General features: G+C 72.2%; 14 protein-coding genes. 11 read left to right on the top strand and 3 right to left on the bottom strand.

The window, feature by feature from the left end:
• Positions 1 to 34: 34 nt before the first annotated feature.
• Positions 35 to 475: an NUDIX domain-containing protein gene (locus OIE67_RS26475; RefSeq protein WP_106245167.1), complete on the top strand. Its 441-nt coding sequence runs from the start codon at positions 35 to 37 to the stop codon at positions 473 to 475.
• A 15-nt stretch (positions 476 to 490) separates the two neighbouring features.
• Here the strand turns inward: OIE67_RS26475 and arfB are convergent, their stop codons facing one another.
• On the bottom strand, positions 491 to 898 hold the full coding sequence (arfB, locus tag OIE67_RS26470) for an alternative ribosome rescue aminoacyl-tRNA hydrolase ArfB (protein WP_106245165.1): 408 nt from the start codon (positions 896 to 898) through the stop codon (positions 491 to 493).
• 168 nt (positions 899 to 1,066) lie between these two features.
• On the opposite strand from arfB, the gene OIE67_RS26465 reads away from it, so the two are divergent.
• The 3 genes from OIE67_RS26465 to OIE67_RS26455 all read left to right on the top strand — a co-directional run bounded on the left by OIE67_RS26465 (position 1,067) and on the right by OIE67_RS26455 (position 4,143).
• A complete protein-coding gene (locus OIE67_RS26465) occupies positions 1,067 to 1,903 on the top strand; it encodes a hypothetical protein (RefSeq protein WP_326644853.1) in 837 nt (278 codons plus the stop codon).
• Positions 1,900 to 2,499 carry an HAD family hydrolase gene (locus OIE67_RS26460; protein ID WP_326644851.1) on the top strand — a complete coding sequence of 200 codons (600 nt, stop codon included), beginning with the start codon at positions 1,900 to 1,902 and terminating at the stop codon, positions 2,497 to 2,499. Before OIE67_RS26465 ends, OIE67_RS26460 begins: the two co-directional genes overlap by 4 nt.
• Positions 2,500 to 2,586: 87 nt before the next feature.
• Positions 2,587 to 4,143: an alkaline phosphatase D family protein gene (locus OIE67_RS26455; protein ID WP_326644849.1), complete on the top strand. Its 1,557-nt coding sequence runs from the start codon at positions 2,587 to 2,589 to the stop codon at positions 4,141 to 4,143.
• A 385-nt stretch (positions 4,144 to 4,528) separates the two neighbouring features.
• On the opposite strand, the gene OIE67_RS26450 is transcribed toward OIE67_RS26455, so the two are convergent.
• Positions 4,529 to 6,454: an efflux RND transporter periplasmic adaptor subunit gene (locus OIE67_RS26450; RefSeq protein ID WP_326644847.1), complete on the bottom strand. Its 1,926-nt coding sequence runs from the start codon at positions 6,452 to 6,454 to the stop codon at positions 4,529 to 4,531.
• A gap of 196 nt (positions 6,455 to 6,650) precedes the next feature.
• On the opposite strand from OIE67_RS26450, the gene OIE67_RS26445 reads away from it, so the two are divergent.
• The 6 genes from OIE67_RS26445 to OIE67_RS26420 are packed head-to-tail and all read left to right on the top strand — an operon-like array spanning position 6,651 to position 12,633.
• Entirely contained in the window at positions 6,651 to 7,763 is a 1,113-nt protein-coding gene (locus OIE67_RS26445; RefSeq protein WP_326644845.1) for an efflux RND transporter periplasmic adaptor subunit, read from the top strand.
• Positions 7,760 to 8,515, top strand: a complete 756-nt coding sequence (locus OIE67_RS26440; RefSeq protein ID WP_326644843.1) for an ABC transporter ATP-binding protein — start codon at positions 7,760 to 7,762, stop codon at positions 8,513 to 8,515. Before OIE67_RS26445 ends, OIE67_RS26440 begins: the two co-directional genes overlap by 4 nt.
• Positions 8,512 to 9,762, top strand: a complete 1,251-nt coding sequence (locus OIE67_RS26435) for an ABC transporter permease (protein WP_326644841.1) — start codon at positions 8,512 to 8,514, stop codon at positions 9,760 to 9,762. The genes OIE67_RS26440 and OIE67_RS26435 overlap by 4 nt, the downstream gene beginning before the upstream one ends.
• Before the next feature lie 10 nt (positions 9,763 to 9,772).
• Positions 9,773 to 10,309, top strand: coding sequence for a hypothetical protein (locus tag OIE67_RS26430; RefSeq protein ID WP_326644839.1), 537 nt, complete (start codon positions 9,773 to 9,775; stop codon positions 10,307 to 10,309).
• Entirely contained in the window at positions 10,306 to 10,998 is a 693-nt protein-coding gene (locus OIE67_RS26425; protein WP_326644837.1) for a response regulator transcription factor, read from the top strand. The genes OIE67_RS26430 and OIE67_RS26425 overlap by 4 nt, the downstream gene beginning before the upstream one ends.
• Positions 10,999 to 11,022: 24 nt before the next feature.
• Positions 11,023 to 12,633, top strand: a complete 1,611-nt coding sequence (locus OIE67_RS26420; protein ID WP_326644835.1) for a sensor histidine kinase — start codon at positions 11,023 to 11,025, stop codon at positions 12,631 to 12,633.
• A gap of 120 nt (positions 12,634 to 12,753) precedes the next feature.
• Here the strand turns inward: OIE67_RS26420 and OIE67_RS26415 are convergent, their stop codons facing one another.
• Positions 12,754 to 14,133, bottom strand: coding sequence for an FG-GAP and VCBS repeat-containing protein (locus OIE67_RS26415; RefSeq protein WP_326644832.1), 1,380 nt, complete (start codon positions 14,131 to 14,133; stop codon positions 12,754 to 12,756).
• A 269-nt stretch (positions 14,134 to 14,402) separates the two neighbouring features.
• Here OIE67_RS26415 and OIE67_RS26410 point away from each other — a divergent pair, with 269 nt between their 5' ends.
• A complete protein-coding gene (locus OIE67_RS26410) occupies positions 14,403 to 15,632 on the top strand; it encodes a cytochrome P450 (protein WP_106245148.1) in 1,230 nt (409 codons plus the stop codon).
• Positions 15,633 to 15,689: the final 57 nt, after the last annotated feature.

The raw sequence follows: 15,689 nt of genomic DNA, 5'->3' as shown, positions 1-15,689 counted from the left end.
CCCGAAGGACATACCGGTCAAATAGGGTGGTTGTATGCGACCCAGTGTCCGTGGTGTCCTGCTCGACCATGACGAACGGCTGGTCCTGTTCCGGCGCACGGTGCCGGGGCGCCCGCTCTACTGGTCGGTGCCCGGCGGGCACGTCGAGCCGGAGGACGGCTCGCTGGAGGACACCCTGCACCGGGAGCTGCTGGAAGAGCTGGGCGCGACGGTGTACGCGGTGACGCCTCTGGTCACCGTGTCGTACCCGTGGCGGGGCGAGGTCAAGACGCAGCATGTTTTCGGCTGCAGGCTGAAGACGATGGACCCGGAGCTGCGTCACGGGCCGGAGTTCGAGGACCCGGCGTACGGGCTGTACGAGGTCGAGCACGTTCCCCTGGCCCGCTCCGAGCTGCACGCCAGGAATCTGATCCCGCAGGCCGTGGCGGGCTATCTCGCCGCCCTCGTCACCCGGCTGCCGCGCCTCATCCCTTGACCTCGTACCTGGGACTCAGGGGTCGCGGCGCAGGCGCTTGACGTCGGAGCGGTGCTTCTTGGACTTGATCCGCCGCTCGACGGCGCCCCTGCTCGGCTTGGTGGCCCGGCGGCGCTTGGGCGGCGGGGCCACGGCCTCGCGCAGCCGCTGCGCCAGCCGGTGCAGAGCGGCCTCCCGGTTGCGCAACTGGGAGCGGTATTCGGAGGCGGCGATCGTGATCGTGCCGGAGCCCAGCCGCTCGATCGCCCGCGCCTTGAGCGCCGGCGTCAGCGCGGTGGTCGCGGCCACGTCGAAGGTCAGCTCCACCCGGCTGTCGGTGGTGTTGACACCCTGGCCGCCCGGACCTGAGGAGCGGGAGAAGCGCCAGACGAGCTCGACGTCGGGGATGACGATCGAGTTGTTGACGACCAGCGGGCCGGGCATGGGTGGGGCTCCTGTTCGGGAACGAGCGTTCTTCAGTGACATGTCACCGTATCGGGGCGACCTATGCCGCCCCCAGTGGTTTTCTCCCGCCGGCACCTGGTTGACGGCCGGGTGCAAGCGGCGTATGCCAAAATCGCGCGAGAAGATCACGGGGTAGGGGAGGCGCGGATGGCGGGCATCGTCGGCGTTCACGGGATCGGCAAGTACAACTATTACCTCCAGGCCGGCCGGTCCGCCACGGGCGCGGCCGAGGCGATGCGGCGCAAGTGGGACCGCTACCTGCACGCCGCGCTCGGCGGCGAGGCGCGGGCGTACTTCGCCGAGATCGCCTACTTCTCCCACCTGCTGCACGACGACGAGGACGACGACGGCCGGGACGCGGCCGTGCCGCGCCGGGCGGCCGCCGCCATGGAGCTGCAGGCCCAGCAGGTGCTCATCGGCTGGGCGCGCAACCTCGGCGTGGGCGAGCACGTCACCGGCGTGCTGAAGTCGGCCACCGGCTGGCTGCTCAACCGGCTGGACGGCAGGTCGGCGGCGTTCGCCAAGCTGTTCGCGCCGGAGGTCGCCGCCTACCTCACCGACGCGGCCAAGCGGGAGAAGTCCCGGCAGGCGGTGGCGGAGGTGATCAGGCGGAACCGGCCCCAGGTCGTCATCGCCCACTCGCTCGGCAGCGTGGTCGCGTACGAGGCCCTGTGGGCGAACCCGGACCTCGAGGTCGACCTGCTCGTCACCCTCGGCAGCCCGCTGGGCATGCGCAACGTCGTGTTCGAACGCCTCCTGCCCGCCCCCGTCAACGGCCGCGGCGAGCGGCCCGCGGGGGTCGGCCGCTGGGTGAACATCGCCGACAAGGACGACATCGCCGCCATCCCGCCCGCGCTGGCCGCCAGCTTCACCGGCGTGGACGTCGAAGAGCTGGTGAACCTCGACTGGATCGACTTCCACACCGTGGAGAAGTACCTGGGCTGCCCGGCGCTCGACCCGCATCTGCGACCATTCGTGGCATGACGTGGATTGTCTTCGACTACGGCGGTGTCCTGTCCCTGCCCCAGCCCGAGTCCGACGCCGACGCCATGGCGCGGGCCGTGGGAGCCGAGCCCGGCCCGTTCAAGCTCCGCTACTGGGAGCACCGCCTGGAGTTCGACCGGGGCGGCCTCAGCCCGCACGCCTACTGGTCGGCCGTCCTGGACAGACCCGCCACCACGACCGAGGTCGCCCGGCTGGTCGCCAGAGACGTGGCGAGCTGGGCCTACCCCGACGAGGGCACGGTCGCCCTGCTCGACGACCTGCTCACGGCGGGCCGCGACGTGGCGCTGCTGTCCAACGCGCCCGTCTGCGTCGGTGACGGCCTCGACGAGCTGCCCTGGATCGCCGCGATCGGGCACCGCTTCTACAGCGGCAGGATCGGGCTGGTCAAGCCCGACCGGGCCATCTACGACCACCTGGCCGCCGCGCTCGGCGCCGACCCCGCCGAGATCGTCTTCATCGACGACCGGGAGGAGAACGTCGAGGGGGCGCGGCTGGCGGGCATGACCGGCGTGCACTTCACCGACGCCACCGCGCTGCGCGCCGCCCTCCCGGACGTCCCCGGCCCCGTCCACTGACCGCACGTTCGACCGTACCGATGCTGTTCATCCGCGCTTGACTCCGCTGTCACGGCGGAGTCAGCGCGGGCGGCGATACCTGAGGATGTGGACCGCAGAGCCTTCCTGACAGCGGCGACAGCCGGCCTCCTCCTCCCGCAGCCCGCCGCCCCGGCGGCGGCCTCCTCGTCCAGAACGCTCAGAGCCGACCCGTTCACGCTCGGCGTGGCCTCGGGCGACCCCTCGGCCGACGGCTTCGTGTTGTGGACCAGGCTCGCCACCGACCCGATGAGCGGGGACGGCCGCGGCGGCATGCCCTCCCGCGACGTGGCGGTGGACTGGCAGGTCGCCACGGACGAGCGCTTCTCCAAGATCGTCGAATCCGGTACGGCCACCGCCAGGGCGCGCGACGCGCACAGCGTGCACGTGGAGCTGAAGGGGCTGCGGCCGGGGCGCGACTACTTCTACCGGTTCAGGAGCCAGGGCCGCCTCTCACCGGCCGGCCGCACCAGGACGACGCCGGCGGGGGAGACGCCGCTCACGTTCGCCGTGGCCGCGTGCGCGCACTACGAGCACGGCTACTACACCGCCTACCGCCGCCTGGCCGAGCAGGAGCCCGACCTGGTGGTCTTCCTCGGCGACTACATGTACGAGTACGGCCCCAGCGGCTACACCGCCCTGGCCGGCCGCGTGCGCACCCACACGCCGGGCAAGTGCCGCACGCTCGCCGACTACCGGCTGCGGCACGCCCAGTACAAGAGCGACCCCGACCTGCAGGCCGCGCACGCGGTGGCGCCGTGGCTGGTGTCGTTCGACGACCACGAGGTGGAGAACAACTGGGCCGGCCCCGTCTCCAGCACCGGCGCGGCGGGGTTCGAGCAGCGCCGGGCGCAGGCGTTCCGGGCCTACTACGAGAACATGCCGCTGCGCGCGGGCAGCCTCCAGGGGGCGGTGCTGCGCGTGAACCGGCGCGTCTCCTGGGGCACGCTGGCCCGCTTCCACCTGCTCGACACCCGGCAATTCCGCGACGACCAGGCGTGCCTCGACGGCGTGCGGGCGGGCTGCGACGAACGCCTCTCCGACGGGCGCACGCTCCTCGGCGCCGACCAGTGGCGCTGGCTGGAGAGCGGCCTGAACGGCTCCACCACCCGCTGGAACCTGCTCGGCCAGCAGATCCTGATGGCACAGCGCGACTTCAAGGTCGGGCCGGGGCGCGAGGTGAACCTCGACTCCTGGGACGGCTACGCGGCCGAGCGCACCCGGCTGCTCGGCTCGCTCTCGCGTACCCCGAACCCGGTGGTGCTGACCGGGGACGCGCACATGCACCACCTGGCCGAACTCAAGACCGACTTCGACGACCCCGGCTCGCCGGTGGTGGCCAGGGAACTGGTGGCGTCGTCGATCGCCAGCGACGGGGACGGGTACCGGGACCGCACGTGGATCTCGGAGGCCCTCCAGGAGAACCCACACATCTCGTACATCGACCAGCGGCGTGGGTATCTGATGGCGCGGCTGACCAGGGACGAGCTGTCGGTGGACTTCCGAACCCTGGACTACATCTCCCGCAAGGGCGCCCCCGCCAAGACCTCCCACCACATCACCATCCCGTCCATCATCGCCCCCTCGGCTGCAGCAGCCCAGGCCGCCCCACCCCGCACCGGCTGAAACCCCGCCCGGTTCTCCGTCCGTCGGGTCTCCCGTGTGCTGCGTGCGGGCCTCCCGTGTCCGGCCGCCCTACGTCCCGCACGCCTGTGCTTCACGCCTGCGCTCCAGGCTCATCCCTACGTTCGTCCGCACGCCCGGCTGGGTCTTGGCCGGGCGGGTGGTCTGGGGCGGCTGAATGTCGGCTGGGAGGAAGCTGAGGGTTTGCTCAACCGCTTCGGGCTCTCCGAGGCGCTTCGAGGGCTGTAGGCGGGCCGTCTGAGGCACTACGGGGGCTTTTGGTGGGTGTGGTGGGACCCGGCCGGACTCCGGATGGCAGGTGGTTGGAGTCCGGCCGGGTTGACGACCGGGCCGGGCGGGCGGGTGGTTGCCGTCCGGGCCGGTCGGCTCAGGTGCCGGGCCAGTTTCCCTCCGGGAATTCGCCCGACGTGCCATCCGACAGGACCACCTGGTCGCTTTCGACCAGGCCCGAGACGACCTCCACGTACTGGTCGCCGCGCACCCCGGTCCGCACCACCTTGGCCGTGTCCTGGCCGCCGGATCGTACGGTGACCACCTGTGTGCCGTCGGAGCGGCCGCGTACCGCTGCGGCGGGGACGTAGATCGTGTCGCTTGCCTGGTCCGTCGTGATCGTCACCGACGCGGTCTGACCGAGCATGAGCCCGGCCGGCGGGTCGTCGAAGGCGACCGTCACCGGGTAGCGGACGAGCCGGCCGTCGACGGTCGCGGTGGGCGCGATGGCCGTGACCGTTCCTTCGTGGCGCTCGTCGCCGCGCGTGGCCAGCGTGACCACGGCCTTCTGGCCGAGCTTGAGCCGGCCCACGTCGGATTCGGTGACCATGGCCTGGACCTGCAGCTCGTCCAGGTCGCCGAGGCTGATGAAGGTGCTGGTGCCTGCCCGGTCTCCGGTCCCGCCCACGACCGAGAGGACCGTGCCGGCTGCCGGGGCCACGATTCTGGTCGCCCGTACGGCGTCGGCCGCCTGCTGAAGGGCGGCCTCGGCACGCTCCACCTCCACCGCGGCCTGCTCCTCGCTCAGGCCGCCCTTGGCCTGCGACCCCGCGCTCCCCTCAGCACCGGTGGTGTCCTTGGCGCTGGTCTCTGTGGCACCTGTGCCTGTGGTCCCTGTGCCTGTGCCTGTGGTGCCCGCGGCTTTGGTGGTGCCCGCAGCGCCCGTGCTGCCGGTCCCGCTGCACGAACCCTGGGAGGGGTGGCCGGGGCCGGTTGATGGCTTGCCGCCGCGTGTGGGTTTGCCGGTCGCTGATGGCTTCGTGCCGGCCGTGGGTTCGCCGGTGGCCGCGGGCTTCTCGGTGGACGGCTTGGCGCTGGTGGGCGGCCCAGCAGGGGGTCCGGTGGGAGCTGTGGTGGCGGGCTGGTCGGGTGGGGCGGCGGTCATGGAGGGGTGGCTTCCGGGGTGCTCGGTGCCGCCGTTCGAGGAGCCACCGGTCGGCCTGGTGGTGACGGTCGCGGTCACCGTGGCTGTGGCTGTGGTTGTGACGGTCTCGGTTGCGGTCACGGTGACCGTCACCGTGGGCTGGGGCTCGGGTGCCGTGGGGCCGGACGTCGGCGCAGGTGTCGGCTTGAGCGTCGGGTGCGGGCTCCTGCCTCGTGTCGGGCCCGCCTCAGGATCCGCCTTCGCGCCGTACGGCTCCTCGGGTCCGTAACCCCCGCCGCCGCCCCGCGCGGTGCCCACCGCCCCGTCAACCGGGCCGTTCCCGGTCACGTCCACCGGCCCGTCTGCGGGCCCGTTCACCGCACGGTCTGCTGAGCCGTTCGCCGGGACGGACGTCGTCGAGCCGCCGGACGGAACGGGCGTCGCGCCGGTGGGGATCGGGGTAGCGCCGGTGGGGACGGGCGTCGCGCGGCCCGTGCTCGCGGGCGTCGCCGCCTTCTTCCCGGGGCCGGTCGAGGGCACGCAGGTGGCGGGGGCCCGGTCGCCGGCGCCCGTCGTGGGGGCCGCCGCGGCCTCGTCCCTGGCTTCCTCGGCCGCCGCCAGGTCGGCCTTGGCCGCCGCGTACGCCTCCCTGGCCGCCCGCCCGTCGATCCTGGCCAGCACCTGGCCCTTCTTCACCTTGGCCCCGACCTTGACGTACACCTTCGTCAGCGTCCCCGAAGAGCCGAACGCCAGGTCCCTGCGCGAGCCGTCCACGGTGTCACCGGCCGCGCTCACCGCGGCCGTGACCTGCCCGCGCTGGGCGGCGGCCAGCCGTACCCGGACGGCGGGCGGGGTGTCGTCGCGCAGGGCCAGCGCCAGGCCGGACCCGGCCACGAGCACGGCGAGGGCGAGCCCGCCCAGCGCGAAAGTCCGTCTCATGAGGGGCCATCCTGACCCAGCAGGATCGCGCTGAGCTGTCAGCACCCTCAGAGTCTCCTGAGTGCCCGCGCGGGACGCCGGCTTGTCAGCGAACGTTCAGGCTGCTCGCGGCTGCGGCGCAGCATCGTGTGCAAGGGTCACCGCCGTGAAGGTGTCGATCAGGCGCAGAGCGCTGATTACCAACGGAGTGCTCACGGTGCTCCTTCTGGGCGGTGCCGGGCTCGCCTACTCCCAGCTCGGCACGGGCCAGGCGTCGGGGGAGAGCGCCGTGCGGACGGTGACCGCCTCCCGCGGCTCGGTGACCGCGTCGGTGTCCGCCTCGGGCGCGGTCGAGAGCTCCCGGTCCAGGGCGCTCTCGTTCGGTACGAACGGAACCGTGGCGAAGATCTACGTCAAGCCCGGGGACAAGGTGGCCAAGGGCGACCTGCTCGCCAAGCTGGACGACACCGCCGCCCAGGAGAGCCTGTCGGCGGCCAAGGCCGCGTACGACAGCGCCCTCGACGACGGGACGGACACGGCCCGGCTCTACGCCGCCTTCGTCAAGGCCCGCAACGCCTACCGGGAGGCGCGACGCACGGTCGCGGCCACGGTGCTGAAGGCGCCGTTCAAGGGCACGATCACGGCGGTGAACGGCTCGGTCGGCGGCACGAGCACAGGCTCCGGCGACGGCTCGGGATCAAGCTCAGGTTCGGGCTCAGGGGCGGGCTCCGGCTCGGGGGCCGGCTCCGGGTCGGGTGGCGCGACATCGGGCGGTACGACGTCCGCCGGCTTCGTCGAGCTGGCCGACACCACCGAACTGCGGCTCGTGGGCACCTTCACCGAGTCGGACGTCGGCCGGCTCAAGCAGGGCCAGGAGGCCACGATCACGTTCGACGCGCTGCCCGGCGTGACGGCCGCCGGCAAGGTCACCCAGATCCAGCCGGTCGCCTCGACCAGCGACAACGTGGTGCGCTACCCGGTCACGGTCACCTTCGGCGAGGTCCCCGGCCAGGTCAGGCTGGGCCAGACGGCCACCGTCGAGGTCGTGGTGGGCCGGGCCGACGACGTCGTCACCGTCCCCTCGACGGCGCTGTCCACCAACGGCGGCCGCAGCACCGTCACCGTGCTCCGCGACGGCCGCCAGAGCAGGGTCCCGGTCGAGGTCGGCGTGCGGGGGAGCACGCTGACGGAGATCAAGTCCGGCGTGTCGGAAGGCGATCTGATCGTGCCCCCGGCGCCCGCGAACGGCACGACGGGCGGCCGGGGCCAGTTCGGCGGCGGGGGCGGGTTCCCCGGTGGCGGCGGCGTGCCGGGCGGAGGCAGGCGATGACCGTCCAGGAGGAGAGCCCCGCGCCCGTGCTGCGCGTACGCGACCTCGTCAAGGAGTACGGCGAGGGCGACGCCCGGGTACGCGCCCTGCGCGGCGTCAGCCTGGACGTCGAGCGGGGCGACTACGTGGCCGTCATGGGCGCGTCCGGCTCGGGCAAGTCCACGCTGATGAACATCCTCGGCTGCCTCGACGTCCCGACCTCGGGCACGTACCTCATCGACGGCGCCGACGCCGGCCGTCTCGATGAGCACCAGCTCGCCGTCCTGCGCAACCGCAGGGTCGGCTTCGTCTTCCAGTCGTTCAACCTGATCCCGCGCATGAGCGCGCTCGCCAACGTCGAACTGCCCCTCGTGTACGGCGGCGTCCCCCAGGCCGCCCGGCGCGAACGGGCCCTGGCCGCGCTGGAGCAGGTCGGCCTGACCGACCGCGTGCACCACGAGCCGAACCAGCTCTCCGGCGGCCAGCAGCAGCGCGTCGCCGTGGCCAGGGCGCTGGTCACCGCCCCCGCGCTGCTACTGGCCGACGAGCCGACCGGCAACCTCGACACCGCCTCCACCGGCGACGTCCTGGAGATCATGGACCGGCTCAGCGCGTCCGGCCGCACGATCGTGCTGATCACGCACGAGGACGACGTGGCCGCGCACGCCAAGCGGGTGATCAGGCTGGTGGACGGCGAGGTCGTCGAGGACCGCAGGCAGGCGCCGGTGGACGGCCCGCCGCCCCGGCTGCCCCAGGGCGAGGACGCCGCGTGAACCGGATCGAGATCCTCCGCTTCGCCCTGCGCGGCCTGCTGGCCAACAAGCTGCGCAGCGCGCTGACCACGCTCGGCATCCTCATCGGGGTGGCCGCGGTCATCATGCTGGTCGCCGTCGGCGAGGGCTCCTCGCGCAGCATCCAGCAGAACATCCAGCGCCTCGGCGCGAACACGCTCACGATCTCCCCGTCGTTCTCGGGCGGCGGGGGTGGTGGCGTACGCGGTCCGGCGGGCGGCGGCGGGAACACCGGGCCGCGTACCCAGGCCAGGCAGCTCAGCCTGGCCGACGCCAAGGCGCTGACGGACCGGACGCTCGCCCCGTCCGTCAAGAGCGTCTCGCCGATCGTCAACGCCCCCTCCGCCACCGCCGCGTACGGCGCCGCCAGTCACACGATCGCGCAGTTCGTCGGCACCTACCCCAGCTACTTCGAGGCCGTGAACAAGCCCGTGTCCGAGGGCACGTACTTCTTCAACGACGACGTCCTGGCCGCCAGGAAGGTCGTGGTGCTCGGCCGGACCGTGGCCGGGGAGCTGTTCGGCGACGCCGACCCGATCGGGCGGCGGATCAGCGTGTCCGGGGTGCCGTTCACGGTGGTCGGCGTGCTGAAGGCGTCGGGCTCCACCGGCATGCAGGACGCCGACGACGTGGCCGTCGCGCCGCTGCCGGCCGTGCAGCAGAGCCTGAGCGGGTTCGGCCCGCTCGGCCAGATCGTCGTGCAGGCCACCGGTGCGGGCACCACGACGACGGCCCAGGCCGAGGTCACGGCTATCCTCAACCAACGACACGGCATCACGAACGACAATCCCGACTACCGCATACTCAACCAGGCCACGTTGCAGGAGACCGTCAGTGAGGCGACCGGCACCTTCACCGTGCTGCTCGGCGCCGTCGCCGCGATCTCGTTGCTGGTCGGCGGCATCGGCATCACGAACATCATGCTCGTGACGGTCACCGAGCGCACGCGCGAGATCGGCATCCGCAAGGCCATCGGGGCGCCCAGGAGCGCGATCCTGGGCCAGTTCCTGATGGAGGCCACGTTGCTGAGCCTGGTGGGCGGGCTGTCCGGGGTGCTGGTGGCGTTCGTGGGGACCAGGTTCAGCGTGGCCGGCATCGAGCCGGTCCTCGTGCCGTCGTCGGTCGTGCTGGCGCTGGGCGTCTCCCTGGCGATCGGGCTGTTCTTCGGCAGTTATCCCGCCAACAGGGCGGCCAAGCTCAGGCCGATCCAGGCCTTGCGCCACGAGTAAGGAGAAGGACATGTCCCACCTGGACTCCTCGCCGTTCCCCGGCGACCTGCGGGAGGAGCTGGCCGTCCGGCCCGTCAGGGGCCCGTCGAAGCTGACGATGACGCTGGGCGCGGGCGTGGTGCTGGTGGCCGGGATCCTCGTCGGCATCCAGGCGCAGAACCTGTTCGGCTCCGCCGGCGCCGCCGCCCAGGCGGGCGCGCAGCAGCGCTTCGGCGGCCAGACCGGCGCCGCCCGCCAGCCGGACGCGAGCCGGCAGCCCGGCGGACGGCAGCGCATGGGCGGCGGAGGGGAAGGCACCGCCGGGACCGTGGAGAAGGTCGAGGGCGGCAAGGTCTACGTCAGGACCATGGACGGCGCCACGGTCACGGTGAACACCACCGATCAGACCACCGTGCGGATCTCCCGCCCGGCCAAGGTCGCCGACCTGCGGAAGGGCAGCACGATCGTGGTACGCGGCCAGCAGGGCGCCGACGGAGCGGTCACCGCCGACTCGATCAGCGAGGGCGGCCAGGGCTTCCAGCGCCCGCAGGGAGGAGGCCCGCGATGAACCCGCCCGAGGCCAGGCTGCTGGTGGTCGACGACGAGCCCAACATCAGGGAGCTGTTCTCGGCCAGCCTGCGCATGGCCGGGTTCGAGGTGCTGACCGCGGCCGACGGCAAGGAGGCGCTGCGGGTGGCCGAGGAGAGCTCGCCCGACCTGGTGATGCTCGACGTGATGCTCCCCGACCTCGACGGCCTGACGGTGGCCGGCCGGCTGCACTCGCGCGGCCGGCGGGTCCCGGTGCTGTTCGTGACCGCCAAGGACACGCCCGAGGACAGGATCGCCGGGCTGGGCCTCGGCGAGGACTACGTGACCAAGCCGTTCAGCCTGGAGGAGGTCATCGCCAGGATCAGGGCCGTGCTGCGCAGGACCCGGCGCGGCACGCCGCCGCCGAACCGGATCCGGGTCGCCGACCTGGAGCTGGACGAGGAGAGCCACGAGGTCTGGCGCGACGGCGTGCCCGTACGGCTGTCGCCGACGGAGTTCAGGCTGCTGCGGTACTTCATGCTCAACACCGGCCGGGTCCTGTCGAAGACGCAGATCCTCGACCACGTCTGGAACGGCGACTGGCGCACCGACGTCGGGCTCGTGGAGTCGTACGTGTCGTACCTGCGCCGCAAGGTCGACACCGGCGAGCGCAAATACCTGCACACGCTGCGCGGGGTCGGCTACATCCTGCGCCCGCCCCGCATATGACCGCCCGCATATGACCGCCCGCATATGACCGCGCCCAAGAAGCCGCCGCGCCCGCCGCGCCCCGGGAAGAAGCCGCACGCGCAGTCCGGGAAGAAGCCGCACGCGCAGTCCGGGAAGAAGCCGCACGCGCAGTCCGGGAAGAAGCCGCGCCCGCACGCGCGGCTCAGGAAGCAGCTGGCCAGGGCGCCGCTCTGGCTGCGCCTGGTGTCGGCGACCCTCCTGCTGGTCACCCTCGCCATCACGCTGACCGGCCTGTTCGCCGTACGGCTGCTGCGCAGCTACCTCGTCGAGCGCGTAGACCAGCAGCTCCGTGTGGCCGCGCTGCCGCGAGACGCGCCCCCGCCGGCCGAACCGCGTCCCGACGGGCGCACCCAGCGCTTCTTCGGCCTGTTCCACGGCGTCGTGCTCAGCCCGGGCGGCGATCTGGTCCGGATCATCAGCGAGTCCACCGAGACGAACACCCCCGACCTGCCCCGCCTCACCGCCGCCGACGTGATCGCCATGAGGGGCCGTCCCTTCACGGTGGAGTCACGCTACGCGGACGGCCCCAGCTGGCGGGTCGTCGCCGTGCCGACGCGCGGCGGCCTGACCCGGATGACCGCCATCAGCCTCGGCGACGTGGACGCCACGGTCTCCCAGCTCTTCGTCATCGTGGCCGCGGCCGGTGGGGGCACGCTGGTCGTGCTCGGGTTCGCCTGCTTCTGGCTGGTACGCAGGAGCCTGCGCCCGCTGGGCGAGATCGCGCGTACCGCGAAGGACATCGCCGGCGGCGACCTGTCGCGCCGCGTGCCGATGTGGGCCGGCACCACCGAGGTCGGCAAACTCGGCCGCTCGCTCAACGCCATGCTGGCCCAGATCGAGGTGGCGGTGCGCGAGCGGGAGGAGGCCGCCGAGTCGGCGCGCGAGTCCGCCACCGCCGCCCGGCGCTCCGAGGAGGTGATGCGCCGCTTCATGGCCGACGCCTCGCACGAGCTGCGCACGCCGCTGACCTCGATCAGGGGGTTCGCCGAGCTGTTCCGGCTGGGGGAGGAGAAGGAACTCGCCGAGGCGGTACGGCTGCTCAGCCGCATCGAGGGGCAGGCGGCGCGGATGGGGTTGCTGGTGGAGGACATGCTGCTGCTGGCCCGGCTCGACCAGCGGCGCGAGCTGGCGACCCGGCCCGTGGACCTGCTCAGCCTGGCCGCCACCGCCGTGATAGACGCCCAGACGCTCGCCCCCGACCGGAGGATCGAGCTGGTCCGGCTCTTCGGCGGCGAGGGCGACGTCGTCGTGACCGGCGACGAGCCGCGCCTGGCCCAGGTGATCAACAACCTCGTGGCCAACGCGCTCACCCACACCTCGCCCGGCACCGCGTTCCAGGTGCGCGTGGGCGTGGACGGCGACCGGGCCGTGGTGGAGGTGGCCGACGAGGGGCCCGGGTTCGCGGAGGAGGTGGCGGAGCGGGTGTTCGAACGCTTCTACCGGGCCGACCCGGCGCGGGCCGCGGGCGGGGCGGGGCTGGGGCTGTCGATCGCGGCCACACTGGTGGAGGCGCACGGCGGGATCGTCGTCGCCGAGAGCGAACCGGGCAAGGGCGCCCTGTTCCGAATCATCCTCCCGGCACGTGACGGCGAAGCTCAGCCGAAGGGCGCGTGACGGTGACTTCAGCCGAAGGGCGTGTTACGGCGACCTCAGCCGCAAGGGCGCGTGACGGCGAGCGCCAGCCGCAAGGCTCGTGACGGCGAGCCTCAGCCGAAGGGCTTGTGGCGGCGGGCCTCAGCCGAAGGCGTAGCCGTACAGGCCGGTGCCCTTGCTGAGCGGGCGCACCTTGCCCAGTTCCAGCCCGGACCGCCGCCGCCCGGGAACGTACATGACGAGCCCCTGATCCGGCGCCGCCACCACCAGCCCGTCGAGCGCGGGCCTCCCTGCCGACAACGACCGGTACCGCTCCCCTCCCGGCAGCGCGGTCACCTGGGCGCCGAAGTCGCGTCCTTCGCCCTTCACCAGCAGGTTCCCCGCGCGCGTCAGCCCACCCGAAGACCGCCCGGCCAGCACCTGGACGGCCTTCTCGCCCGGCACGCCGACGGCCAGCTCGTCGTTGCCGTCGCCGTTGAAGTCCCCGGCGGCCAGCGACGCCCCGAACCGGTCGTAGTAACGCGGTTTCCCGTCGAGCGAGTTCTGCGACCACGCCTCGGTCCTGTCGGTCCTCAGCCCGCCGGACGAGCCGTACAGCACGTCCACCGTGCCGTCGCCGTAGTCCATGGCCCGCTGATTTGCGCTCAGTCCCTCGCCGGGCACGCCGATGGCCAGGTCGCCGTCGCCGTCGCCGTTGAAGTCCCCGGTCGCGAGGGCGGCCCCGAAGCCGTCCCACTTCTCGGCGGCGCCCTTGATCCCCGGCGTGCTCTGCGTCAGCAGCCGCGCCCGCCGGCCGCGCACGTCGATCACCGTGACCGAGCCCTGACCGTCCGCCGTCACGCTGTCCGCCGGCGCCCCGACCACCAGCTCGTCCCGTCCGTCGCCGTCGAAGTCGCCGGTCGTCAGCGACGCGCCCCACTGGTCGGTGACGGCCGCCGCCTGCCGCACCCACGACGTCTTCTGCGTGATCTGGTACGGCTTGCGCCCCTTCATCCAGTACACGGTCACCGCCCCGCCCGACCGGTGGCTCGGCGCGCCCACGACCAGCTCGTCCCTGCCGTCCCCGTCGAGGTCGCCCGCCGCCAGCGCGGCCCCGAACCGGTCGCTGGACGGCTTCGCCAGGGCCAGCTCCGCACCGGCCACGAGCCCGTCCGGAGAGCCCTTGAAGATCTGCACGACCCCGTTGCCGTCGCCGCCCGGCACCCGCTCGCCTGCGAACTCCTCCGACACCCCCACCGCCAGGTCGGCGCACCTGTCGCCGTCGAAGTCCCCGACGGCCAGCGCGGACCCGAACGCGTCACCCGGCTCGGCGCCGTCCTGGGTGAGCTTCACCTTCGCGCCGGAGCCGTACATGACGGTCACCGAGCCGGCCCTGGCGGAGTCGTACGGGGCGGCCACGGCGAGGTCGGGCCGGCCGTCGCCGTCGAAGTCGAGCGGATGGCCGCCGCACGCGCGGGTGGCGGCCGGGGAGACACCTGAGGCGAGCGGAAGAACCAGACAGGCGACGAGCAAAGCATTCATACCGGAAGTAATGACCAACCAGCTCGAACCCCACCTGAACAGCGCGAGAACGGCCCAAGAGGCCAGGATGCACATCCCGCTCGCCGGCATCCAGACCGAACTCCACCCCGGCTCCCAAGGCCCTGCGTTCCTGCTCCCGGGGCCCGCGCGCCGCCACATCCGAGCGCCGCGCTCCTTGATCACCTCAACCGGGTGACGGTCGGCACTTGTGGCCCGGTCGCCCGGTTCTGCGGGCCTTTCGAAGGGCGGGAACGTGCCAGGATAGACGGGTGGACATCGACCTCGCGGATCTGAACTTCTGGCGGAAGAGCCTCAAGGAGCGCAATGAGGCTTTCGCCCAGCTTCGGCAGTTGGAGCATCCGGTGTTCTTCCCGGAGAAGAAGGTGCCGTTCCTCCGTTCCGGCAAGGGCTTCTACGCCCTCGTCCGGCACGCGGACGTGATCGAGGCCAGCCGCAACGCCAAAATCTTCTCCAGCGAGCCCGCCGTCACCAACCCCGAGCCGCCCGGCTGGGTGAAGCAGGTGTTCGGCGAGTCGATGGTCAACATGGACGACCCCCGCCACGCCCGTCTGCGCCGCATCGTCACCCGCTCCTTCAGCCCCAAGATGCTGGCCGGCCTGCAGAGCGACATCGAGACGGCGTGCGCGCGCATCGTCGACGACGCCGTCAAGGAGGGGCCGGGCGACTTCGTCACGCAGGTGGCGGCCAGGCTGCCGATCCACGTCATCTGCGACATGCTCGACATCCCGCAGGAGCTGCGCGAGCAGGTGCACAAGCACGTCGACATCTCCACCGCCTACACCGGCGTGCGCCCCAGCCTGGCCCGCAGCGTGCAGATGGCCGGCCAGAACATGCTGGCCCTGCTCGCCCTGCAGCGCATGGTCATCAAGCTCGGCCACGAGCGCATCGCCGAGCCCAAGGGCGACCTGGTCTCGCTGCTGGTCAACGCCAACCCCGACGGGGAGAAGCTGACCGACAAGGAGCTCGGCTCGTTCTTCGCGCTGCTGCTGGTCGCGGGCAACGAGACGGCCAGGAACACGATGGCGCACGGCATCAGGCTGCTCACCGAGAACCCGGCGCAGCGCGAGCTGCTCATGAGCGACTTCGACGCCCACATCAACAACACCATCGAGGAGATGGTCCGCTACGTGTCGCCCATCATGCAGTTCCGGCGCACGGTCACCGAGGACTACTCGCTGCGCGGGCTGGAGCTGAAGAAGGGCGACAAGGTCGTGCTCTTCTACGGCTCCGCCAACCGGGACGAGTCGGTCTTCCCCGACCCCGACACGTTCGACATCACCCGCGAGACCAAGCCTCACGTCGGTTTCGGCGGCCCCGGGCCGCACTTCTGCCTCGGCGCCAACCTGGCCAGGCAGGAGATGCGCACGATGTTCCGCGAACTGCTCACCCGCCTGCCGGGCATCCGCTCGGTGGGCGAGCCCGAACTCCTGCTGTCCAACTTCGACAACAGCGTCCGCAGCCAGTCCTACACCTTCTGACCCCGCCCCCCGGGGGCGCGTCTCCAAGGACCGTCGTCACGGACCCGTCCCTGGGAC

This window comes from Nonomuraea fuscirosea, from assembly GCF_035917475.1.
Taxonomy (GTDB): Bacteria; Actinomycetota; Actinomycetes; order Streptosporangiales; family Streptosporangiaceae; genus Nonomuraea; species Nonomuraea fuscirosea.
The sequence above is the reverse complement of the archived record's forward strand: the minus strand, read 5'-3'. Positions and strand labels throughout refer to the sequence as shown.